Source organism: Marinobacter aromaticivorans, assembly GCF_002806975.1.
Lineage (GTDB): Bacteria > Pseudomonadota > Gammaproteobacteria > Pseudomonadales > Oleiphilaceae > Marinobacter > Marinobacter aromaticivorans.
In genome coordinates this window covers 18,339-41,959 of sequence record NZ_NIHD01000012.1, presented here as the reverse complement: position 1 = coordinate 41,959, position 23,621 = coordinate 18,339, and the positions used below count along the sequence as shown (strand labels likewise).

The window sequence follows — 23,621 nt, the reverse complement described above, 5'->3', positions numbered from 1 at the left end:
ATTACGCCTGCATCTGAACCTGTTGATAGTGCTCGGTCTCGGTTTGCCTTACCTCATCCGCCGGCACGTGGTAATCGATATCGTCATTGAACACCCGCATGATAAAACTCACGAAAATGCCCAGGGCACTCGCTCCTGCCAACCACCATATATGCCACACAAGTGCAAAACCCAGCACGATACTGAAAGCACCAATGACGGGCCCGGCCACCGTATTGCGGGGCATGTGGATGTCCTGATATTCGGTCTGCTCCGGGTTGCCCGGCAACGCTTGCCCGCCCCGCCTCTGCTTCTCTTCCCAGAAGTTGTCGATTGAGTTCACGACAGGCAGGTGAGCGAAGTTGTAGTGGGGTGGGGGCGACGAGGTGCTCCACTCCAGCGTTCGCCCGTTCCAGGGATCCCCGGTGACATCGGCCCGGGCCTTTCGGTCGCGGATGCTGACGTACAGCTGGATGGCGGTACAGAGAATGCCGGCAAGAATGAACACGGCGCCGACCCAGGCCACAATCATCAGCGGTTGCCAGTCGGCATTGGGATAGGACTGCATGCGACGCACCGCGCCATAAAAACTGAGAATGTACAATGGGGTAAACGCCAGGTAGAAGCCGATAATCCAGCACCAGAATGAACGTTTACCCCATTTTTCATTGAGCGTGAACCCGAATGCTTTGGGAAACCAGAAGGTGTAACCAGCCAGGCTCCCGAAAACAACACCCCCGATGATCACATTATGGAAGTGGGCAATGACAAACAGGCTGTTATGCAGCACGAAGTTCGCGGCCGGTACTGCCAGCATAACGCCGGTCATACCTCCGAGCGTGAACGTGATGATGAATCCCAGCGTCCACAGCACCGGTGAGGTGAACTCCAGGCGGCCCCGGAACATGGTGAACAACCAGTTGAATATTTTCACCCCAGTGGGGACCGCAATGATCATAGTCATGATGCCGAAGAACGCGTTGACGTTGGCGCCCGCCCCCATGGTGAAAAAGTGGTGCAGCCAGACCATGAACGAGAGCAGACCAATCGCCACCGTGGCCCACACCATGGTGTGGTAGCCAAAGAGGCGTTTTTTGGCAAAGGTGGCAATGACCTCGGAAAACACCCCGAACGCGGGCAGAATCAGGATATAGACTTCCGGATGTCCCCAGGCCCAGATGAGGTTCACATACATCATCATGTTGCCGCCGAGATCGTTGGTAAAGAAGTGGAAGTCCAGATAACGATCGAGCGTGAGCATCGCGATGGTGGCGGTGAGAATGGGGAAGGAGGCGATGATCAGGCCGTTTGCCACCAGGGAAGTCCAGGTGAAAATAGGCATGCGGAACAGTGTCATGCCTTTGGTCCGCATCTTCATGATGGTGACAAAAAAGTTGATACCGGTGAGCGTCGTCCCCACACCCGATATCTGTAATGCCCATATCCAGTAATCCACCCCGACTCCGGGACTGTACGTGCTTTCGGAAAGCGGCGCATACGCGAGCCAGCCGGTTTTGGCGAACTCGCCGACCACCAGGGAAATGTTCACCAGAACAACACCCGCCGCAAACAGCCAGAAGCTCAGGTTATTCAGAAACGGGAAGGCCACGTCGCGGGCGCCGATCTGCAACGGAACCACGAGGTTCATTAGCCCGATTACCATGGGCATGGCGACGAAAAAAATCATGATTACGCCATGGGCGGTAAAGATCTGGTCGTAGTGTTCCGGTGGCAGGTAGCCCTCCGCACCGCCGGCGGCCATGGCCTGCTGGGTACGCATCATGATGGCATCGGAAAAACCCCGGATCAGCATCACCAGCGCCACCAGGAAATACATGATGCCCAGTTTTTTGTGGTCAACGGAGGTGATCCACTCCTTCCAGAGATAAATCCATTTTTTGTTGAAGGTGATCCAGCCAACGATATAGGCCCCTACGATTGCCATGACCACAGCCACCGACATGACGATGGGTTCATGGTAGGGAATGGCTTCCAGGCTCAGTTTTCCGAACATCGTTTTACTCCGCTGTCTCAGCGCTCATTGGGACGCTATGCTCAGTGGTGCTGTGCTCATCCGGTTTCCCTTCACGGAAACTGTTGAGAATGTTCCGGTACAGATCTGGTGATACATCCGAGTAATACTGGACCGGCACGGATTGGCTGGGTTGGGCCAGTTCCTTGTAGCCGTCCTCAAATGAGAGGGTTTGATCCGAGGAGTTAACCTCGTCCACCCAGCGCTCGAACTCCGGTTCGGAGAGCGCAAGGGCATCGAACGTCATTCCGGAGAAGCCGGCACCGCTGTAATTGGTGGACCGGCCGGGATAGGTCCCCTGTTCATTGGCAATCAGGTGCAGGTTACTGTCCATGCCTGCCATCGCGTATATCTGGGTGCCCAGAGCCGGGATCCAGAAGGAATTCATGACCGACCCGGAACTGATACGGAAGTGCACTGGCCGGTTTGCAGGAAACGCCACTTCGTTGACCGATGCCAAACGCTGTTCCGGGTATATGAACAGCCATTTCCAGTCCAGGGAGACAGCCTGGATTTCGAGCGCGTTCTGCTCGTTTTCCGCGTCAATGGGTTTCATGGGGTCAAGAGAGTGGGAGGTTACCCAGGTCAGAATGGCAAGTACCACAATAATGACGCAGGGGATCAGCCAGACCACCACCTCAATCGCCTTCGAGTGCCCCCAATCCGGTTTGTAGGCGGCATCGGGATTGCTTTCACGGTAGCGGAAAGCGAAAAGCAGGGTCATCACGATAACCGGTATGACCACAATGAGCATGAGAGCAAACGCGGTGATGATCAGGACCCGCTGCTCTTCGCCAACCTGGCCTTTTGGGTCCATCAACGCCGAACTGCACCCAGAAATCAGGAAGGGCAGAGCAGCCATAAGCAGGGCGCCAAGGGGGCGCAGATAAGGTTTTCTTCCCATCTTTTAACCTCATTGGAGCCGTCAGGCAAAACGCCGCTCGGCTCGGATGTGGCTATCGGTGTGTGGAAGGTATCGGGAATTAATCCTCGCGGCTCAGGCTCTCCGGATCCGCTTGATTATTCCCGAAAAGAGCTTCTGCCAATTCTGGAATAAGTTAAATCTGGATTCTACTTACGATTTGATTTAAATCATGGGAGTATGGGTGGGCTACAGGCTCGGTGATATAAGAGTGGTTGTTTTAACGGCGAACAGAAATAAAAAAGCCCCAGGCATGGTAGCGTGGGGCTTTTCCAGGTGTTTTGTGTTCCGATTACGCCCGCTAAAAGCGTGGCGAGTGTTACCGAAATTTCAAGAAATGGTGGGCCCAGCTGGACTCGAACCAGCGACCAAAGGATTATGAGTCCTCTGCTCTAACCAACTGAGCTATAGGCCCGTAACGCAGTGCCTGCTGTGCAGGTGTTTCCGCAGGCAAACAAAACGGGCGCCATTATACCGATGAGGCACGGCGCCCGCTACTGTTAGTTCTTGCGATTTATCCCTGATTTCCCTGGTCGTCAATAAAACCGCGCAGGTGATCGGAGCGGGAAGGGTGGCGCAGTTTGCGCAGTGCCTTGGCTTCGATCTGGCGGATGCGCTCACGGGTTACGTCGAACTGTTTGCCGACTTCTTCCAGCGTGTGGTCCGTGTTCATCTCGATACCGAAGCGCATGCGCAACACCTTGGACTCACGGGCGGTGAGGCCGGCAAGTACGGAACGTGTGGCCTCCCGCAGGCCTTCTGCCGTTGCCGAATCCACCGGCGAGAGTGCCTGGATGTCTTCGATGAAGTCGCCCAGATGGCTGTCTTCATCGTCGCCAATTGGTGTTTCCATGGAGATCGGCTCTTTGGCAATCTTCAGCACCTTGCGGATCTTGTCTTCCGGCATTTCCATGCGCTCGCCCAGCTCTTCCGGCGTGGGTTCGCGACCCATTTCCTGCAGCATCTGGCGGGAAATGCGGTTGAGCTTGTTGATGGTTTCGATCATGTGCACCGGAATACGAATGGTGCGTGCCTGGTCCGCAATGGAGCGGGTAATGGCCTGACGTATCCACCAGGTGGCGTAGGTCGAGAACTTGTAACCGCGACGGTATTCAAACTTGTCTACCGCCTTCATCAGGCCAATGTTGCCCTCCTGAATCAGGTCCAGGAACTGCAGGCCGCGGTTGGTGTACTTCTTGGCGATAGAAATTACCAGCCGCAGGTTGGCCTCGACCATTTCTTTCTTGGCACGGCGGGCTCTCGCTTCACCAATGGAAACCCGGCGGTTGATTTCCTTGATGTCGACAACATCCAGGTCCACTTCGGTCTGCACATTCATGATGCGCTTCTGAAGGCGGACTATTTCATCCAGGCGTTCGCCGATTGCAGCAGCGTAGGGCTTTTTGCTCTTGGCAATCTTTTCGCCCCATTCCGGGTTTGCTTCATTGCCCGGGAAGGACTTGATGAAATCCTTGCGGGGCATTTTGCATTCGCGAACGCAGATTGCCAGGATGGCCCGTTCGTTCTCGCGTACGAGATCGTTGGTGGAGCGTACTACATTGACCAGTTCGTCGAAGGCTTTGTTGCCCAGCTTGAACGGTGCGAAAACCTGCCCCAGTTCGTTGAGGGCGGCCTGGGTCCGCTTGTCGGCACGGCCATGCTTGGCAAGCAGTTCATCGGCAACAGCCAGCTTTTCACGAAGGAGTTCAAAGCGCAGGCGAGTCTCCTCGGGATCTGGCCCGCTCTCGGGTTCTTCTTCCTCTGTATCAGAATCTTCGTCTGCATCGTCGGCGTCTGCTGACTCGGGCTTGGCCGGTGTTTCCGGCATGAACGGCTCGGCACCATCCGGGTCCAGGAAGCCGGTTACGATGTCGCTGATGCGACCTTCATTTTCGATGATACGATCGTAGGCCTGAATGACGGTGCCGACCGTGCCCGGGAAGTGGGCGACGGCTGCCATGACGTCACGAATGCCTTCTTCGATGCGTTTGGCGATGACAATCTCGCCTTCACGGGTCAGCAGCTCCACGGTACCCATCTCGCGCATGTACATGCGCACCGGGTCTGTGGTGCGACCGGCGTCTGATTCTACGGCAGCCAACGCGGCCGCGGCTTCGGCAGCAGCGGCTTCATCGGCGGTAGAGTCGCCGTCTGTCATCAACAGAGTATCGGCATCCGGTGCCACTTCCGTCACCTGAATACCCATATCGTTGATCATGCGAATAATATCTTCGACCTGATCCGGGTCGGCAATGTCTTCCGGGAGGTGGTCGTTCACCTCGGCGTAAGTCAGGTAGCCTTGTTCCTTGCCTCGTGCGATGAGGTCTTTCAAACGTGATTTCTGCGAATTGCCTGACATAGACACCCTGTGAACTCGCTTAAATAAATAAAAATTAAACAGCCATTATAGCTGTCGCTCTAATGCACCGCCACCGAATGGTTAGATGGTGATCAATGTGTCAAGTTTCAAGTGCTGTTAATCCGGGGTACCCCCGCTCAGCTCTCGCAGTTCCTGCCGCTGTTCAGCGGTAAGGTTTGCGAAATTACGTAAAAGTGTAGCCAGTCTTTGCTGTCTTGCCGCCTCTTCGTTCGGGCTTAGCAGCTCTCGTGCCGCGGCCAGCGTGCTTTCCCGGGCCGGTATGTGCTCGATACCATCAAACAGGTGGTAAAACTGCTCACGCGCCCGGTCATCCAGGGCCAGTATGGTTATAAGTGATTTCCGATGCCGGATGTCACGCTCAAGAATAAAGCCCGCAAAATTCCCCGCCTGGGCATACTGCCGGGAGTTTTTTGCCAGTTCGGCAACTTCGCTGGCCAGATCCGGTGCTTCAAGCAATGCAAGGCACAGGATGCTGTCCTTGCTCAGTTTTACATCGATACGTTCTTCAGTTACGCGATCCCGCCGGTTGCCTTTCCACTGGTCCCACTGCCGGGATTGGCGGCCTTGCCACTGGTTGCGCCCCCCGCACAGCCGGAGCATTTCGTGCCACATGGCATCGCGCAGGGTGCTTCTGGGCATTTTGTTCAGAAGCGGTTCGGTTCTGGCCCGCAGCTCACCCCGGTTTTCCGGTAACTGCAAATCCAGGCCTTCGCTCTGGCGGTCAAACAGGTACCGGGAGAGCGGGGTGGCGCCGTCAATACGCTTCTGGAACGCCGCCGGACCTTCTTTGCGCACCAGGGTATCCGGGTCTTCGCCCTCGGGCAGCATCAGAAACTGCAGGTGAAGGCCGTCTGCCATGAGCTCCAGCGCATTTTCCATGGCCCGGTCAGCTGCCCGGAACCCGGCCTGATCGCCATCAAAGCAGAACACTATGTGCCGTGCCTGCCTTAACAGGGCCGTCAGGCTATCCTGGTTTGTTGCTGTACCCAGCGTCGCTACGGCGTAGTGAATGCCGTGTTGGGCCAGGGCAATCACATCCATGTAGCCTTCTACAACGAGCAGCTTGTCGACCTGTTTCAGCGCCTGCTTTGCTTCAAACAGGCCGTATATCTCCCGGCTTTTGTGAAATACGTCCGATTCGGGAGAATTGATGTATTTGGCCTTGTCGTCGCCGAGAGTCCGTCCTCCGAAGGCGATGGTTCTGCCCCGGCTGTTACGAAGGGGGAACATGACCCGGTTGCGGAACAGGTCCCGCGGCCTTCCGTATTTGTCAGAGACGGTGCCCGTTTCGATCAGCGGCCCCTGCAAATCCCTGTCTGCAGCATCAAACAGGGCGGTGCCGGAGGCAGGCGCGTAGCCCACCTGATAGCGCCGGATAACCTCGTCATCCAGCCCCCGCTGGTAAAGATAGTCGCGGGCAAAGGAGCCTTGCTGGCCATGGAGAGCTGCCTGGTAAAAGCGGCTGGCAAAGTCCAGCGCATCGGTCAGCGTTCGCGCCTGCTGCATTTCCTGCCTGGCGGCCTGATCGTAAGGCACTTCCAGCCCGGCCCGGCGTGCCAGTTCCTCAACGGCATCGGTAAAACCCAGCCCTTGAAACTCACGAACAAAGCTGATGGCGTCCCCGTGTGCGCCACATCCGAAGCAATGATAGAAGCCTTTGTCTGGCCTCACATTGAACGACGGTGTTTTTTCATCGTGAAACGGGCAACAGGCCTTGTAGCTGGCGCCGGCTTTTTTAAGTGTAATGCGCGAGCCGATCAGCTCTGCCAGATCTACCCGGTCGAGCAGGTCTTCAACAAAGCGTTGGGGGATCAGTCCGCTCATAATGGCTCCACATCAGGCCCTTTACAAACTGGGGCCAATAGCCAAAAATGCCGCCGAAGCCAGGCCCCGGCGGCATTTCAGGTCGCTCTGTGCAGCCTGTGGCTGAACAGGCAATCAGTGCTTTGCAGTCAAGCGGCGCCTGCTAACTCAGTACAGACGCTCGAACTTGCGCTGTTCCCGCTGAAGCTTCTTGAGATGGCGCTTAACGGCAGCGGCAGCTTTGCGCTTGCGCACGGCGGTGGGCTTTTCATAGTGCTCACGACGACGCACTTCTGAAAGTACACCTGCTTTTTCGCAAGAGCGCTTGAAGCGACGCAGTGCTACGTCAAACGGTTCATTCTCTTTCACTTTAACAGCTGGCATTCGACAATCACCTACCTGATAGATTCGGTTTCATTTATATGCGCATCTGGCGGTGCCAGACTGGCTCGATTCCTGGTCAGATTGGCTAAAACTCGACCAGTTCGTAATTTAGGGCGGCAATGATAGCGCCTGGATCGTGGCAAGGTCAATGTTTGTTCCATGAAACTGACAGTGAGTTTCGGGTTTCTGCTAAAATACGCGCCGTTTATTCATTTACGCTAACCGATGTGGCCAGGTTATATGCTGATTCTGGGTATTGAGACCTCCTGTGATGAAACCGGCGTTGCACTTTTTGACACCGATAAAGGCCTGCTGAGCCATGCACTGTACAGCCAGATCGAGATGCACGCCGATTACGGCGGCGTGGTGCCGGAGCTTGCCTCCCGCGACCACGTGCGCAAACTGCTGCCCCTGTGTGATCAGGTGCTCTCGGATGCGGGCGTTACCCGCCGGGATATTGAAGGTGTTGCCTATACGGCAGGCCCCGGCCTGATCGGCGCGCTTATGGTGGGTGGCTCGGTTGCCCATGCCCTGGGCTTTGCTCTGGGTGTTCCTGTGCTCGGTGTACACCACATGGAAGGCCATCTGCTGGCCCCCATGCTGGAAGATAATCCGCCGGCATTTCCTTTTGTGGCGTTGCTGGTATCGGGTGGGCATACCCAGTTGGTGCGTGTGGATGGCATAGGCGAATACGAAATGCTGGGTGAGTCTGTGGATGATGCAGCCGGTGAGGCGTTCGACAAGACAGCCAAGATGCTCGGGCTGGACTATCCTGGTGGCCCCCGAGTGGCGGCGCTTGCGGAAAAAGGTGTGGCTGGCCGCTACCGCTTCCCCCGCCCGATGACCGACCGCCCGGGCCTGGATTTCAGTTTCAGTGGCCTGAAAACGTTTACCCTTAATACCGTCAACGCGGAGAAAAAAGCAGCGGGTGGTCTGAGCGACCAGGCTCGCGCCGATATCGCCCTGGCATTTGAAACCGCGGTGGTGGAGACCCTGGTGATCAAATGCCGGCGGGCGCTGGAGCAGACAGGCTGTAGCCGCCTGGTGATTGCCGGGGGGGTCAGTGCCAACAAGCGGTTGCGGGCAGGCCTGGAAAAAATGGCGAAAAAACTGCGCGCCCATGTGTTTTATGCCAGGCCCGAATTCTGTACCGATAACGGTGCCATGATTGCCTATGCCGGTGCCCAGCGGATGAAGGCGGGGCAGCGAGATGGTGAGCGGATTGTGGCGGTGCCACGGTGGCCGATGAATACGCTGCCGCCCCTTACCGAGACAAGGCTGGAAGGGCTTGTTGACTGAAAACAGCTACAGGCCGGTTTCTCTCCCCTGGGCGAGCCTTATCAGGTTGTTGCGGTGGCGGACCACAATCAGTATCGCAAGCAGGCCGAATACGGGCAGTTTGTCGGGTTCAATAAAGGCACTGATGATCGGGCCACTGATAATGGCAAGCACGGAGGCCAGTGCCGATATCTTCCAGCGCCATAGTGCCAGTAACCATAACGTGGCCATGGCGAACGTGGTGACGGGTGCCAGTGCAACGCCTGCACCCAGCGCGGTTGCGACGCCTTTGCCGCCCTTGAACCGGTAATACGCCGGAATCATATGCCCGGTAACGGCGCACAGCGCCACCATGGCCTGGATAATGGCTGAAAGCCCGGCGTTGTGTGCCAGCCAGACCGGCAGCCAGCCTTTGGCCGCGTCCAGTGCCAGGGTAACCAGCGCAGGTGGCCAGCCACCGGTCCGGTATACGTTGGTTGCGCCCGGATTGCCCGAGCCCTGTGCGCGCGGGTCGGGTAAGCCCCATAGCCGGCTTACCGGCAATGCAAACAGCACAGAGCCCAGCAGATAGGCAGCCACACATAAAAAAACAATCAATACCGGGTCACTCAACGCCATTTCAGGAACTCGGAAACAAAGACGTATCAGGGCAATCTGTGCGAAAATGCCCGCCCTGAATTTACAGGCCGGGGCTATTACAGTATCCGCAGTCTGTAGGTTATTCAATCAGCAGTGTGTATAGCCCCGGGGGATTCCTTGGCAGACAGCGTATTGATCGAAGGCCTGGTTGTGGAAACCGTAGTCGGTGTATTTGACTGGGAGCGCGAAGTGACCCAGGCACTGGTTGTGGATCTGGAAATGGCCTGGGACAACCGTATCCCTGGCGCCTCGGATGATGTGGCCGATGCCCTTGATTACGCCGCCGTCAGTGAGCGCACAGAGCAGTGTCTCAAGGGCCTGAAGCCAAAGCTCCTGGAGCATGGTGCGGAGGTGCTGGCTGAAGTTTTGCGGCGGGAATTCGGTATTGGCTGGCTGCGGGTAACGCTGCGCAAACCCGGAGCCGTGCCTGCTGCCCGGTCTGTGGGTGTTTGCATAGAAAGGGGAGGCCGATAATGCCAGCCCCGGTTCCGGTTTATATTGGCATTGGCACTAATATTGAGCGGGAACGTTACGTTCGCGCGGCGCTGGATGCCCTGAAAGACGGGTTTGGTGAGCTGGATATTTCGCCGGTCTATGAAAGTGAAGCGGTAGGATTCGACGGTTCGCCATTTCTCAATCTGGTTGTCGGTATCAGAACCACGCTTTCCGTGGGCGAACTCTCACGCTTCTTCAAGCGCCTGGAAGCAGAAAATGGCCGGCAGCCGGAAGCTCCCAGGTTCAGCGCAAGAACGCTGGATCTCGATATACTCACGTACGGCGAAGCAGTGGGCTGGATGGACGGTGTGGAGTTGCCCCGGGGCGAAATTGTCAGGAACGCTTATGTGCTTCGCCCGCTGGCAGATATTGCCCCGGCAGTGAAACACCCGGTATGTCGCAAGAGTTATCTTGAACTCTGGCAGGCATACAGCAGCAACCAGAAAACCTGGCCGGTTGATTTCAGCTGGCAGGGGCGGTTGATATCAAAGGCGGTTAGCTGAGCGGAACAGTTCAATCAGGTGATCCGTCGAACTGTCGCTGGCTTCGCTCGCGGCCTTCTGTGCAAGCAGTCTTGGTAATATTGCCTGCCCCAGTTTTTTCCCCAGTTCAACGCCCCATTGATCAAACGAGTCGATATCCCAGATCACGCCCTGTACGAAGGTGCGGTGTTCATACAGGGCTATCAGGGCACCCACGGTTTCCGGCGTCACCTTGTCCATCATCAGTGTGTTGCTGGGCTGGTTGCCGGGGATTACCTTGTGTGGTGCCAGCCGCTCAATCTCTGCTTCAGCCATGCCGCTGGCGGCCAGTTCTGCCTTGGCTTCTTCCAGGGTTTTTCCCGACATCATCGCACGGGACTGGCCCAGGCAGTTGGCGAAAAGGTCCGCGTGGTGTGTTCCGACCGGGTTGTGGGTTTGCAAGGGAATGATGAAATCTGTCGGAATCAGCCGGGTGCCCTGGTGAATCAGCTGGTGGTAGGCGTGCTGGCCGTTGGCACCGACACCACCCCAGATGACAGGCCCTGAATGGTATCCAAGGGTTTCTCCCTGCTGGCTGACCCGTTTACCACTGCTTTCCATATCCAGTTGCTGCAGGTGATCCGGCAGGCTGCGAAGGTAGTGGTCGTAGGGCAATATGGCGTGGGTTTCCGCGCCCCAGAAATTGGTGTACCAGATGCCCAGCATGGCCATGACAACGGGCAGGTTTTGTTCCAGGGGCACATCGCGAAAATGCGTGTCCATGGCGTGAGCGCCGGCGAGCAGTGCGCGGAAGTTGTCCATGCCGATGGTCAGTGCTATGGGTAGCCCGATCGCAGACCACAGGGAGTAGCGCCCCCCTACCCAGTCCCACATGGGGAATACGTTGTCCGGGCTGATGCCAAACTCTTGCGCTGCATGGATGTTGGCCGTCACGGCCATGAAGTGGCTGGCGACCGCTTGTTCATTGCCACTGCGCTCGATGAACCATGCCCGGGCAACTTTGCTGTTTTCCAGGGTTTCCCGGGTGCCAAAGGACTTTGACTGCACCAGGAATAACGTGGTTTCAGGATTCACCTGTGCCAGGGTTTCGCAGATTTCCGTACCATCAATGTTGGCTACATAGTGACAACGAAGTCCGGATGCGCGGTAGGGCTGAAGCGCCTCGGTCACCAGTTTGGGGCCAAGAAACGAACCGCCAATGCCAATGCTGACCACATCGGTAAACGCTTTGCCGGTAAAGCCGGTGCGCGACTGGCCCAGAACCTCCTGTACGAAGGCTTCCATGCGGGCCAGTGTTGCGTTTACTTCTGCGATCACGTCCTGGCCGTCGACCACAAGGCTGTCTGTTCCCGGGTTGCGCAGGGCCGTGTGCAGCGCAGGGCGGTTCTCGGTAAGGTTGACCTTGTCGCCGCGCAGCAGGGCGGCTCTGCGTTCTTCCAGGTTGCGGCTGCGGGCCAGGGCTATCAGTGCGTCGAGCACCTCATCGGTAAGCCGGTTTCGGGAAAAATCCAGAGATAACCCGGCGCCCTTGATAAAGTAGCGCTTTGCCCGTTGCGGGTCCTCTGCAAAAAGCGTTTTTATATGACAGGCCTGCAGGTGTTCGCGGCAGGCCTCCAGGTTTTTCCATTCAGGCAGTGATGTCAGGGTCGGGTTTGTTGCGGTCATCAGAGAGTCCTTTCCTGGTGCATTTGTATCGTGTCTCAGCGACTGATCGAGATATTATCAATCAGCCGGGTGGTGCCGAGGAAGGCGGCCACCAGCAGTGTAATGTTTTGGTCTTCCGGCGCGGCAGGCTTCAGGGTCTCGCTGTTGGCAATGTTGAAATAATCCAGACGCAAGCCGGCGTCGCGCAGGCTGGAAGCGGCTTCCTGGGCGAGCGTCGGAAAATCGGTGCGCCCGCCTGTTATTTTTGCGGCGGTGGCTTGCAGTGTCTGATAAATAACCGGAGCCAGGCTACGCTCCTCTGCAGACAGATAGCCGTTGCGTGAGCTTTTTGCCAGTCCGTCTTCTTCCCGCACCGTGGGTGCCCCAATCACTTCCACGGGAATCATCAGATCCCGCGTCATTTTGCGGATGACCGCCAGTTGCTGGAAATCTTTCTCGCCGAACACGGCAAAGTCTGGCTGAATCATGTTGAACAGTACGGAAACCACTGTCGCAACACCTTCAAAATGCCCTGGACGACTGGCACCGCAGTGCCCTTCACTGACCTCCGGCACCACTACCCGGGTGTGCCTTGCGAGGCCATCCGGATAAACCTCTTCTGCAGAGGGCGCGAACACCAGGGTGTTGCCGGCTGCACCGAGCATCTCCTGGTCATCTATCAGGGTGCGCGGGTAGGTGTCGAGGTCCTCGTTGGCACCAAACTGCATCGGGTTGACAAAAATACTGGTGACAACAACGTCCGCAGCTTCGGCAGCTTTGCGCACCAGTGATATGTGCCCTTCATGCAGATTCCCCATGGTAGGTACCAGGCCAACGGTTTTTTCCTGCTGGCGGTAACCGCGCAGGATGGTACGCAACTCTTTCAGTGAATGGACGGTTCTCATGCCTTGAACGTATGCTCCTCAGCAGGGAATGTGCGCTCACGCACGGCTTTGGCGTAGGCAGCAATGGCTTCCTGAATGGAGCCGTTTTCGGCCAGAAAGTTTTTTACGAAACGGGGTTTTCGGCCCGTTGTAATACCGAGCATGTCGTGCAGTACCAGAATCTGGCCATCTGTGTCTGCGCCGGCGCCAATTCCGATTACCGGCGCCTTGACGGCCTGGGAAATCCTGGCCGCCAGCGGTGCCGGAACGCACTCCAGCAAAATGACGTCAGCTCCGGCAGCCTCCAGTTCGCAGGCGTGTTCGATCATTATTTCCGCCGAGCGCTCATCGCGGCCCTGAACCTTGTACCCGCCGAACTTGTTGACGAACTGGGGCGTCAGGCCCAGATGGGCGCACACAGGTACAGCCCGTTCAGTGAGCGCTGTGATGGTATCTTTCATCCAGTCAGTGCCTTCCAACTTGACCATGTGAGCACCTGCGCGCATGAGTTCTGCAGCGTTCTCAAGGGCAGCATCCACAGTGCCATAACTCATGAATGGCATGTCGGCCATGATCAGCGCGCCCCGGTTGCCTTTTGCAACGCAGCTCACATGGTAAACGATCTGGTCCATGGTGACGGGTAGTGTGCTGTCATGACCCTGAAGAACCATGCCCAGCGAGTCGCCAATCAGGAGAACGTCTACGCCGGCTTCGCTGACCACCTGGGCAAACGTGGCGTCGTAGGAGGTGAGCGCTGCAAAGGCTTCGCCTTTTTGCTTGTATTCCCGCAGGGTATTGATGGTAACAGCCATAGAATCCTTGCCTTTTGGGTAGGTGGGCCAAAACCGGGCCGGGGTAACCGGTGTTTAATTGCTAAGGGTAATCCGGAGGTGGAAGTCGGCGCAACCGGTTGTCCGGGCATTGTGCCCTAAGGGAGGCGATTGTAGTACCTCCCGGCAGTATGAGATCCGGTTTAAGGTCCAGCAAGGGTTGCAGGGCAAAATCCCGGTTTGCCAGTTCCCGGTGGGGGACGGTAAGCCGGTCGTCATTCAGCACCCGGTTGCCATAAATCAGCAGGTCAAGATCCAGTGTGCGTGGCCCCCAGTGCCTTAGTCGCTCCCGCCCGTGTGCCTGTTCAATTGCCTGGAGGTGGTCGAGCAGAGCGTGTGGCGCAAGCCCTGTGGAGAGCCAGGCAACACCATTGACAAAATCAGGCTGGTCCTGCGGGCCTACTGGGCTGCTGGCGTAAAAAGGCGACTGCGCAACCAGTACTGTACCGGGCAGGGCCGCCAGTTCTGCCACAGCCCTTGCAAGCTGGACAGCTGGTTCCTGCAGATTGCTGCCCAGGCCGATAAAGGCATCGGTTCTCATCAGGGAGCGGGCCGTTTGACCGGTTTGCGCCGGCGGCGCTTTTTGGGGGTGTCGCTGCTGAGCTCTGAAAGCATCCGCTCTTGCCCGCGCTCATCCAGCCGCTGAAACTCGGTCCACCAGTCGCCCAGGCCGGGTTCAATCTCACCGCAGGCTTCCCGCACCAGCAGGAAGTCGTAAGCGGCACGAAATCGCGGGTGGCTCATGGTCACGAACGCCCGCTTGCCGTGTCTGCGGGGCAGGCGCATCTGCAACTCCCATATTTCCTTCATCGGCCCCGAGAAACGCTTGGGTATCGAGGTTGCCTGTACCTGGCGCCCGATAACCTTGCCGATCGCCCCGTGCAGCGCTGGTTGCACCGGGTCTCCGTTATCCTGCCGGTGGCGCCATTCCTTCTGCAGCGCTGGCCAGAGCATGGCAGCAAACAGAAAGTAAGGTGTTACCGACTTGCCCTGGGCGATGCGGGCATCCGTATTGCGCAGTGCCTGGCGAATCAGTTCATCCGGCTCGCCAGCTTCGATAGCCTTCACAGTTTCGGGAAACAGCGGTGCCAGCAGGTTGTAACGGGTAAGCAGATCGTAAGTGGCCTCGCCGTAGCCTGCGGAAAACAGTTTCAGCACTTCCTCGAACAGCCGGGCCGGAGGAATGTGGGTCAGCAAAGGGGCAAGCTGGTGGATCGGGGCTTCGGTTTCCGGTTCTATTTCAAAGCCCAGTTTGGCGGCAAAGCGAATGGCACGGAGCATGCGCACCGGGTCTTCACGGTAGCGGGTTTCCGGGTCGCCAATAAGCCGCAGTTGCCGGTTACGCAGGTCTTCGATGCCGTTGGCAAAGTCGACAACGGTGAAATTCCGGATGCAGTAGTAAAGCGCGTTGACGGTAAAGTCACGGCGCAGGGCGTCTTCTTCCTGGGTACCGTAAACATTGTCCCGTAACAGCAGGCCGTGTTCGCTGGTTTTGCGGTCATCATCAACGCTGTCGTCCTGGGCGTCGGTGGCGTTGCCACGAAAGGTAGTGACCTCAATGACCTCACGGCCGAACACAACGTGCACAATGCGGAAGCGGCGCCCTATAAGGCGGGAATTGCGGAACAGGTCGTGTACTTCTTCAGGGATGGCGTTGGTGGCAATATCGAAGTCTTTGGGTCGCTGGCCAAGAAGCACGTCGCGTACACTGCCGCCCACCAGGTAGGCCTCATAGCCGGATTTGTTGAGCCGGCTGAGAACCTTTTTGGCAGGCTCGCTGATAGAGGACCGCGAGACATTATGCTGGTCTCTGGGTATTTCCCGTCGCTGATAGGCCCGGGCCTTTTTTTTCCCGTTTCCGGGGAGGAAAGAGCGGAGTTTGTCGACGGACTGCTCGAAAATGGAGGAGAGTGTTTTTGGCATTGAGATCCGTGGTTGCGTTGAGCAAAACCGTAAGTTTAACGGTTTGAACAGGATTTGCACACGTTTGCCCTGTAATCTCGAGTGCACGGATAATTAAAAGGCGGATCCGCTTTCACGAATCCGCCCTCAAAACGTTGACGATCTGCATTATTTTTATTCTTGCCGGGATTTTTCTTCGTTTTTGTACCCCACTGTATATCCCCAAGACCGGGGCTTCTCAGCAGTGCAAACGGAAAGCTTTGAACACAATGAGCAGTCAACGACATCGAGCAAGCTATTGGTAGGTGCGGCGCCACCTCAAGGGTGGTTCTTCTCTGCATCTCTACAACTCACACGTGCCAAGGGACTACCAAAAAAGCAAAGTACCCAAAACACTCAGTTCGCTCACGTTCTATATTTGTTTTTGTTGCTGAACGTATTCCCGCAGCTTTTTGTTTTTGTTGAGGCGCTGCTTTGTCACTCTTGTTCTTATTGTCGTGCGCTTAAGTAGTTGCAGATGCTGTGCCAGTTTTTGAAAACTCTTTATTAACAGTGGTTTAACTTTTAGAGCGGTATAAGTGTTACCCCGTATCCGGTGTAAGTGTTACCCGAAACAGTCGATTTTTCTGGTAAGTGTTACCAAGAGGAACATGCGGTAACAGCTGAGTCATGGTTCATGGTTTTCCCGCATCCATTACAGGCCGGCAGCCCGGTTTATACTGGCGGTGTCAGTTTCCTGAGGTTTTCTTGCGGGGAATCCCAAGGCGTTGGCGGCGCTCCCAAAGGGATTTTCGGCTAATGCCCAGTTTTTGAGCCAGTTCGGTCTCGCTCATGCGGTCCTGGTTTTCAAGCACAAAATGCTGGAAATAATCTTCCAGCGACAGATCATTGGCGCTGTCTGCATCGCGGGACGGGAGCTGTTGGTGGTTACCTTCTACCAGGGTCTCCGGGATGTACTCGTCACCGTCTTCACTGTCGAGATCCAGCAGGGACGGTGTAATAACATCGCCGTCACATAGAATGCTGGCGCGCTCGATCGCGTTTTCCAGTTCCCGCACATTACCGGGCCATCGGTGCCGTTCAAGTGCCCGCATGGCCTCGGGGCTGAGGTTCAGGTTGGGTTTGCCCACTTTTTCCCCCAGTCTGGCCAGGAAGCGCCGGGCCAGCCCCAGAATATCGCTCTGGCGTTCCCGCAGAGGCGGAATACGTATCTGCATCACGTTCAGGCGATAGTAGAGGTCTTCCCGGAACTCGCCCGTGCGGGTCATTGCTTTGAGATTGCGGTGGGTTGCGGCGATCATGCGCACGTTTACCTTCCGGCTCTGGGTTGAACCCACCTTGCGGATTTCGCTTTCCTGCAATACACGCAGCAGGCGGGCCTGTGCTTCAGCAGGCAGTTCACCGATTTCATCGAGGAAAAGGCTGCCGCCATCCGCAGCCTCGATCAGGCCGGTTCTCGCGGATACTGCGCCGGTAAAGGCGCCTTTCTCATGGCCGAACAATTCGGATTCAATAAGGCTTTCCGGGATAGCGGCACAGTTTACCGAGATCAGTGGTTTGGCAGCGCGAGGGCTTAAAAGATGTAGTGCCCGGGCCACCAGTTCCTTACCGGTGCCGGATTCCCCCTGTACAAGCACGGTTGTTTCTGTCGGCGCCACTTTTCGGATCAATGTGAATACGCGCTGCATGGCCTCGCACTGGCCATACATGATGCTAGCAGGGTCTCCATTTTCTGACGGTAAGCCTGTTTCACCCTGGCGCTCGGGGGTTGCAGACATGGTGCGGGCCAGAATGCTCTCCACCGCAGCCAGCATTTCGTCATGGTCAAAAGGCTTGGCTATGTATTCCACGGCTCCCATTTTCATGGAATCCACTGCCGAGCGCAGGCTGGCGTAGCTGGTCATGATCAACACGGGCGTGTTTGGTGCCCGGTTGATCAGTTCTGTGCCGGCGGCACCGGGCAGGCGCAGATCGGAAATAATCAGGTCAAACTGGTCAGGATCGTGGTTCTGCTCGGCCTCTTCTACCGAACCGACATCGTCAACCTCATACCCTGCGTGCAGCAACAGCTTGCGAACAGCGGAGCGAATAATGTCTTCATCTTCCACGATCAGAATACGGGGCATAGCAGTCTCAGGATCTGTCATTCGGTCGGGTGGCGGAGCTGGCGACCTCCGGCTCATAAGCAGGCAGCTTCAGTCGAACGCGGGTGCCGGCTCCGGTCTCCGGGTCGGCAGGGCTTTCGACCTGAATGTTGCCATAGTGTTCTTCAATAATGCTGTATACCAGCGATAAACCAAGACCCGTTCCCTTGTTTGGTGCCTTGGTGGTGTAGAAGGGCTCGAAAACGTGATCAAGCTTGTCCACGGGAATGCCCGAGCCCTGATCAACAACCTCGATGATAGCCGAGTAGCCGTCTTGCTGGCCAGTCACCCGAATGGAGCCACCTACCGGGGAGGCATCCCGGGCGTTGGCCAGAAGGTTGACGAACACCTGCACAAGCCGCTGTTCATCACCCAGAACCTGAAGGGTCTCCGGGCAGTCGTTAATGTAGTGAATGCCCATTCCTTCGCTGCTGAGAGACAGCAGGTTGCTGGATTCATCCACACATCGACGGATGCTCACCGGCTCGTAACGGTTCGCCTGGGCGTGGTTACCCGTGCGGGCAAAGTTCATCAGTGATTGCAGAATAGTGGATATACGACGGGTCTGTTGCTGGATCTGGTCCGCGGTTTCCAGAATGTCCGGGTTGTCGGTCTCAAGCTTGAGGTTCTGGGCCAGAGAGGAAATGCCGGTTACCGGGTTGCCGATTTCATGGGCAACACCGGCTGCCAGCCTGCCAACGGATGCCAGCCGCTCACTGTGCATCAATTCATCTTCCAGTAGCCGGGTCTCAGTCTGGTCTTCCACCAGTATGATGCTGCCGCCATCCGGGTGGTCGGGGCCACTCAGTGCTGCCTTGTGAAGGTTCAGCCAGTGCGGTCGGCCTTTCAGATCCAGCCGGTGTTTGTAACGGTGCAGGTCCGCTCCGCTGTTGAAATCATCCAGCAGGTGATGCCAGTGATCGGGCAAAGCCATCAGCCTGGCTCCCACAACGTCATCGGCGGTGATGCCGGTCAGTTCTTCCATGGCCTGGTTCCACATCAGGATTTCGCCATCCTCGCCAACGGAACAGGCCGGGATCGGAAGGTTGTGAAGCGTTTGGCGGTAATGCCGGCGCAGGTTGTCCAGTTCGCCGGCCAACCCGGTTAGCCGGTTCTGATACTCTCCCAGGGCACGCTCAACGTAGCGTATATCCTGAGCGGTGCCGCCCCGTGCCAGAGGTTTGAAGCCAAGGTTACGTTTAACCATGTCCCGGGCAACAGCTGGCCCGAGTAATCCGGAGAGATTGATTTCAACCTGGTCGCGCAGGCGCCTGAGCTGATAAGGGCGATACTCGACACTCGGTAGCTTCAGTTGTGACAGGGCCCGTTCAATTTCGCGCCGGGCCACATCAAAGCCCAGGGGTTCCGCCAACTGGCGCACAAAATCTGCGGACGAACTCGCCAGCAATTCACGCCTTTGCGGGCGTGACAGAGCGCCCATGGAGCAGGCCTGGGCAGCGCTGGTTTCCTCACTGGTGCTGGTGCTGAGCACCGAGATCAACGCAAATACCGATACGTTTGCGGTCAGGCTGACAAATGTGAATATATGCCAGTTGCTGTAATCCGGAACTATTGGTGCGTTCAGCCAGTCCAGCAGACTGGCGGTGTGGGAGAAAGGCAGTACCAGAGTGACAAGCCAGATAACCAGCCCCGTAATCAGCCCGGCAATTAACCCGCGGCGGTTACCCTCAGGCCAGTATATGACGCCGAGGGCACCGGGCAGCAGTTGCAGGGTTCCGGCAAGGGAGATGGCTCCCAGAATGGACAGGTCCAGGTTTTTACCAAGGGTTTCGTGGAACAGCAGTGCCAGCATAATGATGGCGGCAATCAGCATGCGCTTGACCCACTGCAGCCACCGGTAGATGTCGCCCTGGTCCTTCGGCGTTTTCAGGGGCAGGACCACATGGTTGAGAACCATGCCTGCCAGGGCCAGGGTGCTTACAATCATCAACCCGCTGGCGGCCGAAAGCCCCGCAATGTACATGAACAAAGTCAGTGCCGGGCTTTCCAGTGCCTGGGCAATACCCAGTGTGTAAAAGTTGGGGCCAGTGGTTACCGCCAGTTCCTGGCCGCCCCAAAGAATCAGCGGCACCGGTATTCCCAATAGCAGCAGATAAAGTGGCAGGCCCCAGCTGGCTTTCGCAAGCGCTTTTGGCGACGGGCTCTCGCTGAAGGTCATGTGGTACATGTGCGGTAACACCAGCGCTCCTGCAAAAGACATCAGCATCAGCGCGCGCCAGCTGCCATCGTCGATGCTCAGAGACATGGTGGTTGCCGGGGTGGTATTGCCGGCAAGCCAGGCCTCCAGGCCGCCCATGCCGTCGAATACCGCGAACAGAATAACGCCGGCAAGCACCAGCAAGGCTGCCAGTTTGACCAGCGAATCGAAGGCAATGGCAAGCACCAGCCCTGGGTGATTCTCCATCTCCTGGTTGCGGCGGGCACCAAAAAGCATGGCGAACAGCACAACAATGATGCTGAACATGATACTGATCAGGTGTGGTGAGGTGTCGGGTGCAAGAATGCTGGCGGATGTTGAGACCGCCTGTATCTGCATGCTCAGCAGAGACAGGATGGCGCCGCCGGAGCAAAGGGTAACCAGTGTTCCTGCCCACTGGCTGCGATACCGGTAGGCAAAAAGATCGGCCAGGGAGGTTAGCTGATACGCGCGGCCAATCCGCATAATGGGGTTGAGCAACACAGGTGCCAGTAAAAAGGCGCCACTGATGCCGAGGTAGTAGGCCAGAAATCCGTAACCGGACTCAGCAGCCATACCCACAGCAGCATAGACCGCCCATATGCCGGCGTATACACCCAGGCTGAGCGTGTAAACCAGGGGGTGGCGCACCCAGTGGCGCGGTATCGTGCCGCGCTCTGTGATCCAGGCAATGCCGAACAGGAGGATCAGGTACAGCAGGCTGGCGAATAGCAGCCCGGACGCACTAAAACTCATTGGGGTCCCGCCGCCACTCCAGCCAGAAACCAATGGCAATAAGCCCGGCCCAGATTATGAAAGGGCTGTACCAGGCGTTGCCGGGAGAGGTCCACCAGTCGAGAATATTGGGTGAAAAAATATAGATGGCCAGAACCAGAAGAAAAACCAGGCGATAGATATACATCCGGCGTGCGATCCGCTCTGAAGTTTGTAAGGGCTTTATACCACGACCGCTAGCGGCGTGTCAGGTGAACGGCTCTGCGTTTCCAGTGCTTGCAGCCCCATTCCAGAAGCTGGTCCACTGACCCCGCCAGCAGGGATTGCGGTGGCTGCTGGTTCAGTGCGTTTAATGCCGCGAACAGATTGTTTACCGGCGTAGCGTCATCCAGCGCCGGGGCATGGTTCTGCTTGCTGAGTTTTTGTCCCTGTTCGTTAAGGATTACAGGGATATGCAGCCAGCGTGGTGGAGTCGCATCCAGCGCCCGGTAAATCTGGATTTGCTGGGCAGTCATATCCAGCAGGTCTGAGCCGCGCACAACATCTGTAATGCCCTGCTCGATATCATCGACCACCACAGCAAGCTGATAGGCGAAAAAGCCTTCCTTGCGCAAAATCACAGGGTCGTCGATTTCGGCCCGAACAACCTGTTGCTGCGGGCCCAGTAGCTGGTCCTGCCACCGGCTTTGCTCATCATCCAGAGCAAAGCGGATGGCGAATGGCTCATCCAGTGTTGCAAAGTGCCTGTTTCTGCAATTCTGCGGATGCCGGCCGTTATTGGCCTGAAGTTGTTTGCGGGAGCAACTGCAGCGATAGGCCCGGCCGCTACCCAGCAGGCGCTCTATAGCCTCCTGGTAGGCGTCATGGCGCCGGGACTGGAAGCACACCGGTTCGTCTGGAAACAGGCCGTGGGCGTCAAGGCTGTTGAGGATTTCGCCGGTGGCCTCGGGCGGTTCCCGGAGGGGGTCGAGATCTTCAATACGCACCAGCCATTGTCCATGGCGTGAGTTTGCTTCCAGATAGCTCGCCAGAGCTGTAACAAGCGAGCCAAAGTGCAGCGGCCCGGTGGGTGAGGGCGCAAAACGCCCCCTGTAACGGCTCTGAATGGTCATAGGTCAGGGGATATTGGCCGGCTTGTTTTATAGCCGGCCAGGTAGGGGCTGCCGCCTCAGATGCCAGTCTGGCGCTCGCGTATCTCGGCCAGAGTCTTGCAGTCAATGCACAGTGTTGCGGTCGGGCGCGCTTCAAGGCGCCGGATGCCGATTTCAACACCGCACTGGTCGCAATAGCCATAGTCGTCTTTATCGATACGATCGATAGTCTGGTCAATTTTCTTGATCAGTTTGCGCTCGCGGTCGCGGGTGCGTAGTTCCAGGCTGAATTCTTCTTCCTGGGTTGCGCGGTCGCTGGGATCTGCGTAGTTTGCAGCATCTTCCTGCATGTGGTGCATAGTGCGGTCCACTTCTTCCATGAGCTCCTGCTTCCATTGCATCAGCAGCTCCTTGAAGTGCTCCAGCATGTCGGCACTCATGTATTCTTCACCCTTCTTCATGTTGTAAGGGGTGAAGTTGGTGAAACGTTCGTTTGCTGTGTTTACCATTGAACCCGGCCTCTTTTTTATGCTTCACAAGGACACTTGGCTTCCCTGCGCGCCAGCCCCCGTTGCGGCGCGGCCATACTCTGGATGAAGCGGTCGTCCTGAAACGGGATTTGGCGGAAAATAGCAGATTAGTCACGGGGGTGCCAGCCCTGTGATACCCACTTTGCATTCGGAGAGCTTATGAAGTTTCCTGAACCCCTGATTGAGGGGCGACTTATTCGCCGTTATAAACGGTTTCTTGCGGACGTGCGCCTGTCGGACGGAACAGAGGTAACCGCCCATTGCCCGAATACCGGCTCCATGCTTGGGTGCCAGCCCGCGGATGGCCGGGTATGGCTGAGCCGCAGCGAGAATCCTGCGCGTAAACTGCCCTACACCTGGGAGCTTGTTGAAACCTCACCGGGCAAGCTGGCCTGTGTTAACACGGCCAGGCCTAACGCTCAAGCTCGTAACGCCATTGAAGCAGGCAGGGTCGCGGAGCTGACCGGCTACACGCACTGCCGCACAGAAGTTAGATATGGCGAGGAAAAAAGCCGCATTGATCTGCTGCTCTCTGGCCATCATTCAGCGCCGGATGCCTGGGTAGAGGTAAAAAACGTAACCCTTGCGGAAGCCGGCCAGGGCTTCTTTCCGGATGCGGTGACAACCCGCGGCCAGAAACACCTGCGGGAGCTGATGGCTCAGGTGGAACTTGGCGACAGAGCCGTGCTGTTTTTTGTGGTGAATCATACCGGGATAGAGGCGGTACGCCCTGCGGACCATATTGATCCCCACTATGGCCAACTGCTGCGGCGGGCGTGCGATGCCGGCGTTGAGGTTCTGGCCTACCGGGCAAATCTGGGGCGCGATGACGGCAATCCAACTGGCGACATGACGCTGGGCGAGTCTGTCCCGGTCATTCTGGAAGTCTGACTTCCAGAGATCCCCCGATTTCGCGCACGTCCAGGGCAGTGAGCGCATCGCCCTGGCAGGGTCCGGCAATACATTCTCCGTTCCCCGGCTTGAACAGGGCACCGTGCGTGGAGCATTGAAGAAACAGATTGTCGGTGTCCATGAAGCGGCCCGGCATCCAGTTCAGTTCAACGCCCATGTGGGGGCAGCGGTTGAGATACGCTCTGGGGGTGTTGCCATCCAGAAACACAAAGCCTGTTGGTGGCAGAGTGTCGGCATTTTTCCCGCTTTCCTGTTCTGCCGTGATTAACGCGAACTCTACAAACTGGCCAGCCTCGAGCGCTTGCTTGTCGCATACTGGTAGCCATGGGTTCTTTCGTCTGTCTGTCATTAATAGAGG

General features: G+C 57.1%; 21 protein-coding genes and 1 tRNA gene. 4 read left to right on the top strand and 18 right to left on the bottom strand.

Translation table 11 applies throughout. From position 1 onward, the window contains the following. Window position 1 precedes the first annotated feature (1 nt). From cyoB to rpsU, 6 genes are all read right to left on the bottom strand, one after another. Entirely contained in the window at window positions 2-1,993 is a 1,992-nt protein-coding gene (gene cyoB / locus CDH48_RS15405; protein ID WP_100689628.1) for a cytochrome o ubiquinol oxidase subunit I, read from the bottom strand. A 4-nt stretch (window positions 1,994-1,997) separates the two neighbouring features. Continuing rightward, window positions 1,998-2,915 carry a ubiquinol oxidase subunit II gene (gene cyoA / locus CDH48_RS15400; protein ID WP_100689627.1) on the bottom strand — a complete coding sequence of 306 codons (918 nt, stop codon included), beginning with the start codon at window positions 2,913-2,915 and terminating at the stop codon, window positions 1,998-2,000. Between the two features lie 356 nt (window positions 2,916-3,271). After that, window positions 3,272-3,348 (bottom strand) — tRNA-Ile (locus tag CDH48_RS15395). A 99-nt stretch (window positions 3,349-3,447) separates the two neighbouring features. Further along, entirely contained in the window at window positions 3,448-5,292 is a 1,845-nt protein-coding gene (rpoD, locus tag CDH48_RS15390) for an RNA polymerase sigma factor RpoD (protein ID WP_100689626.1), read from the bottom strand. 117 nt (window positions 5,293-5,409) lie between these two features. Beyond that, complete coding sequence (gene dnaG, locus CDH48_RS15385; RefSeq protein ID WP_100689625.1) at window positions 5,410-7,137, bottom strand: DNA primase; 1,728 nt, start codon at window positions 7,135-7,137, stop codon at window positions 5,410-5,412. 147 nt (window positions 7,138-7,284) lie between these two features. Further along, window positions 7,285-7,500, bottom strand: a complete 216-nt coding sequence (gene rpsU / locus CDH48_RS15380) for a 30S ribosomal protein S21 (protein ID WP_007153483.1) — start codon at window positions 7,498-7,500, stop codon at window positions 7,285-7,287. A gap of 240 nt (window positions 7,501-7,740) precedes the next feature. Here rpsU and tsaD point away from each other — a divergent pair, with 240 nt between their 5' ends. Beyond that, window positions 7,741-8,799: a tRNA (adenosine(37)-N6)-threonylcarbamoyltransferase complex transferase subunit TsaD gene (tsaD, locus tag CDH48_RS15375; protein ID WP_100689624.1), complete on the top strand. Its 1,059-nt coding sequence runs from the start codon at window positions 7,741-7,743 to the stop codon at window positions 8,797-8,799. Between the two features lie 6 nt (window positions 8,800-8,805). Here the strand turns inward: tsaD and plsY are convergent, their stop codons facing one another. Further along, entirely contained in the window at window positions 8,806-9,396 is a 591-nt protein-coding gene (plsY, locus tag CDH48_RS15370) for a glycerol-3-phosphate 1-O-acyltransferase PlsY (RefSeq protein WP_100689677.1), read from the bottom strand. Between the two features lie 138 nt (window positions 9,397-9,534). On the opposite strand from plsY, the gene folB reads away from it, so the two are divergent. Together folB and folK (CDH48_RS15360) are read left to right on the top strand one after the other, a co-directional pair. Beyond that, window positions 9,535-9,891 (top strand): dihydroneopterin aldolase, encoded by a 357-nt coding sequence (gene folB / locus CDH48_RS15365; protein WP_100689623.1) that lies wholly within the window; start codon window positions 9,535-9,537, stop codon window positions 9,889-9,891. Continuing rightward, a complete protein-coding gene (gene folK, locus CDH48_RS15360) occupies window positions 9,891-10,415 on the top strand; it encodes a 2-amino-4-hydroxy-6-hydroxymethyldihydropteridine diphosphokinase (protein WP_100689622.1) in 525 nt (174 codons plus the stop codon). Before folB ends, folK (CDH48_RS15360) begins: the two co-directional genes overlap by 1 nt. Here folK (CDH48_RS15360) and pgi read toward each other — a convergent pair. From pgi to dksA, 10 genes are all read right to left on the bottom strand, one after another. After that, window positions 10,398-12,059, bottom strand: coding sequence for a glucose-6-phosphate isomerase (pgi, locus tag CDH48_RS15355; RefSeq protein ID WP_100689621.1), 1,662 nt, complete (start codon window positions 12,057-12,059; stop codon window positions 10,398-10,400). The genes folK (CDH48_RS15360) and pgi overlap by 18 nt on opposite strands. A 35-nt stretch (window positions 12,060-12,094) precedes the next feature. Further along, window positions 12,095-12,943, bottom strand: a complete 849-nt coding sequence (panC, locus tag CDH48_RS15350; protein ID WP_100689620.1) for a pantoate--beta-alanine ligase — start codon at window positions 12,941-12,943, stop codon at window positions 12,095-12,097. Then, window positions 12,940-13,734 (bottom strand): 3-methyl-2-oxobutanoate hydroxymethyltransferase, encoded by a 795-nt coding sequence (panB, locus tag CDH48_RS15345; protein WP_100689619.1) that lies wholly within the window; start codon window positions 13,732-13,734, stop codon window positions 12,940-12,942. The genes panC and panB overlap by 4 nt, the downstream gene beginning before the upstream one ends. Before the next feature lie 61 nt (window positions 13,735-13,795). Further along, window positions 13,796-14,293, bottom strand: a complete 498-nt coding sequence (folK, locus tag CDH48_RS15340; RefSeq protein ID WP_100689618.1) for a 2-amino-4-hydroxy-6-hydroxymethyldihydropteridine diphosphokinase — start codon at window positions 14,291-14,293, stop codon at window positions 13,796-13,798. Then, entirely contained in the window at window positions 14,293-15,675 is a 1,383-nt protein-coding gene (gene pcnB, locus CDH48_RS15335; protein ID WP_100689617.1) for a polynucleotide adenylyltransferase PcnB, read from the bottom strand. Before pcnB ends, folK (CDH48_RS15340) begins: the two co-directional genes overlap by 1 nt. 707 nt (window positions 15,676-16,382) lie before the next feature. Next, window positions 16,383-17,780: a sigma-54-dependent transcriptional regulator gene (locus CDH48_RS15325; RefSeq protein ID WP_100689616.1), complete on the bottom strand. Its 1,398-nt coding sequence runs from the start codon at window positions 17,778-17,780 to the stop codon at window positions 16,383-16,385. A 7-nt stretch (window positions 17,781-17,787) separates the two neighbouring features. Then, window positions 17,788-20,751 (bottom strand): ATP-binding protein, encoded by a 2,964-nt coding sequence (locus tag CDH48_RS15320; protein WP_100689615.1) that lies wholly within the window; start codon window positions 20,749-20,751, stop codon window positions 17,788-17,790. Then, a complete protein-coding gene (locus CDH48_RS19240; protein ID WP_188437782.1) occupies window positions 20,741-20,917 on the bottom strand; it encodes a hypothetical protein in 177 nt (58 codons plus the stop codon). The genes CDH48_RS15320 and CDH48_RS19240 overlap by 11 nt, the downstream gene beginning before the upstream one ends. A 49-nt stretch (window positions 20,918-20,966) precedes the next feature. Further along, window positions 20,967-21,842 (bottom strand): tRNA glutamyl-Q(34) synthetase GluQRS, encoded by an 876-nt coding sequence (gene gluQRS / locus CDH48_RS15315; RefSeq protein WP_100689614.1) that lies wholly within the window; start codon window positions 21,840-21,842, stop codon window positions 20,967-20,969. Window positions 21,843-21,898: 56 nt separating this feature from the next. Continuing rightward, the gene (gene dksA / locus CDH48_RS15310; protein WP_100689613.1) at window positions 21,899-22,330 is read right to left on the bottom strand and encodes an RNA polymerase-binding protein DksA; all 432 of its coding nucleotides are present in this window, start codon (window positions 22,328-22,330) and stop codon (window positions 21,899-21,901) included. 180 nt (window positions 22,331-22,510) lie between these two features. Between dksA and sfsA the strand changes: the two genes are divergently transcribed. Continuing rightward, entirely contained in the window at window positions 22,511-23,242 is a 732-nt protein-coding gene (sfsA, locus tag CDH48_RS15305; protein ID WP_100689612.1) for a DNA/RNA nuclease SfsA, read from the top strand. On the opposite strand, the gene CDH48_RS15300 is transcribed toward sfsA, so the two are convergent. Further along, window positions 23,226-23,612, bottom strand: a complete 387-nt coding sequence (locus CDH48_RS15300) for a Rieske (2Fe-2S) protein (RefSeq protein WP_100689611.1) — start codon at window positions 23,610-23,612, stop codon at window positions 23,226-23,228. The genes sfsA and CDH48_RS15300 overlap by 17 nt on opposite strands. Window positions 23,613-23,621 lie beyond the last annotated feature (9 nt).

What these genes read in the sequence shown, in the direction of transcription:
- cyoB (WP_100689628.1), bottom strand. Translation starts at nt 1,993, where the DNA reads ATGTTCGGAAAACTGAGCCTGGAAGCCATTCCCTACCATGAACCCATC.
- cyoA (WP_100689627.1), bottom strand. Translation starts at nt 2,915, where the DNA reads ATGGGAAGAAAACCTTATCTGCGCCCCCTTGGCGCCCTGCTTATGGCT.
- rpoD (WP_100689626.1), bottom strand. Translation starts at nt 5,292, where the DNA reads ATGTCAGGCAATTCGCAGAAATCACGTTTGAAAGACCTCATCGCACGA.
- dnaG (WP_100689625.1), bottom strand. Translation starts at nt 7,137, where the DNA reads ATGAGCGGACTGATCCCCCAACGCTTTGTTGAAGACCTGCTCGACCGG.
- rpsU (WP_007153483.1), bottom strand. Translation starts at nt 7,500, where the DNA reads ATGCCAGCTGTTAAAGTGAAAGAGAATGAACCGTTTGACGTAGCACTG.
- tsaD (WP_100689624.1), top strand. Translation starts at nt 7,741, where the DNA reads ATGCTGATTCTGGGTATTGAGACCTCCTGTGATGAAACCGGCGTTGCA.
- plsY (WP_100689677.1), bottom strand. Translation starts at nt 9,396, where the DNA reads ATGGCGTTGAGTGACCCGGTATTGATTGTTTTTTTATGTGTGGCTGCC.
- folK (WP_100689622.1), top strand. Translation starts at nt 9,891, where the DNA reads ATGCCAGCCCCGGTTCCGGTTTATATTGGCATTGGCACTAATATTGAG.
- pgi (WP_100689621.1), bottom strand. Translation starts at nt 12,059, where the DNA reads ATGACCGCAACAAACCCGACCCTGACATCACTGCCTGAATGGAAAAAC.
- panC (WP_100689620.1), bottom strand. Translation starts at nt 12,943, where the DNA reads ATGAGAACCGTCCATTCACTGAAAGAGTTGCGTACCATCCTGCGCGGT.
- panB (WP_100689619.1), bottom strand. Translation starts at nt 13,734, where the DNA reads ATGGCTGTTACCATCAATACCCTGCGGGAATACAAGCAAAAAGGCGAA.
- folK (WP_100689618.1), bottom strand. Translation starts at nt 14,293, where the DNA reads ATGAGAACCGATGCCTTTATCGGCCTGGGCAGCAATCTGCAGGAACCA.
- pcnB (WP_100689617.1), bottom strand. Translation starts at nt 15,675, where the DNA reads ATGCCAAAAACACTCTCCTCCATTTTCGAGCAGTCCGTCGACAAACTC.
- CDH48_RS15325 (WP_100689616.1), bottom strand. Translation starts at nt 17,780, where the DNA reads ATGCCCCGTATTCTGATCGTGGAAGATGAAGACATTATTCGCTCCGCT.
- CDH48_RS15320 (WP_100689615.1), bottom strand. Translation starts at nt 20,751, where the DNA reads ATGAGTTTTAGTGCGTCCGGGCTGCTATTCGCCAGCCTGCTGTACCTG.
- CDH48_RS19240 (WP_188437782.1), bottom strand. Translation starts at nt 20,917, where the DNA reads ATGTATATCTATCGCCTGGTTTTTCTTCTGGTTCTGGCCATCTATATT.
- gluQRS (WP_100689614.1), bottom strand. Translation starts at nt 21,842, where the DNA reads ATGACCATTCAGAGCCGTTACAGGGGGCGTTTTGCGCCCTCACCCACC.
- dksA (WP_100689613.1), bottom strand. Translation starts at nt 22,330, where the DNA reads ATGGTAAACACAGCAAACGAACGTTTCACCAACTTCACCCCTTACAAC.
- sfsA (WP_100689612.1), top strand. Translation starts at nt 22,511, where the DNA reads ATGAAGTTTCCTGAACCCCTGATTGAGGGGCGACTTATTCGCCGTTAT.
- CDH48_RS15300 (WP_100689611.1), bottom strand. Translation starts at nt 23,612, where the DNA reads ATGACAGACAGACGAAAGAACCCATGGCTACCAGTATGCGACAAGCAA.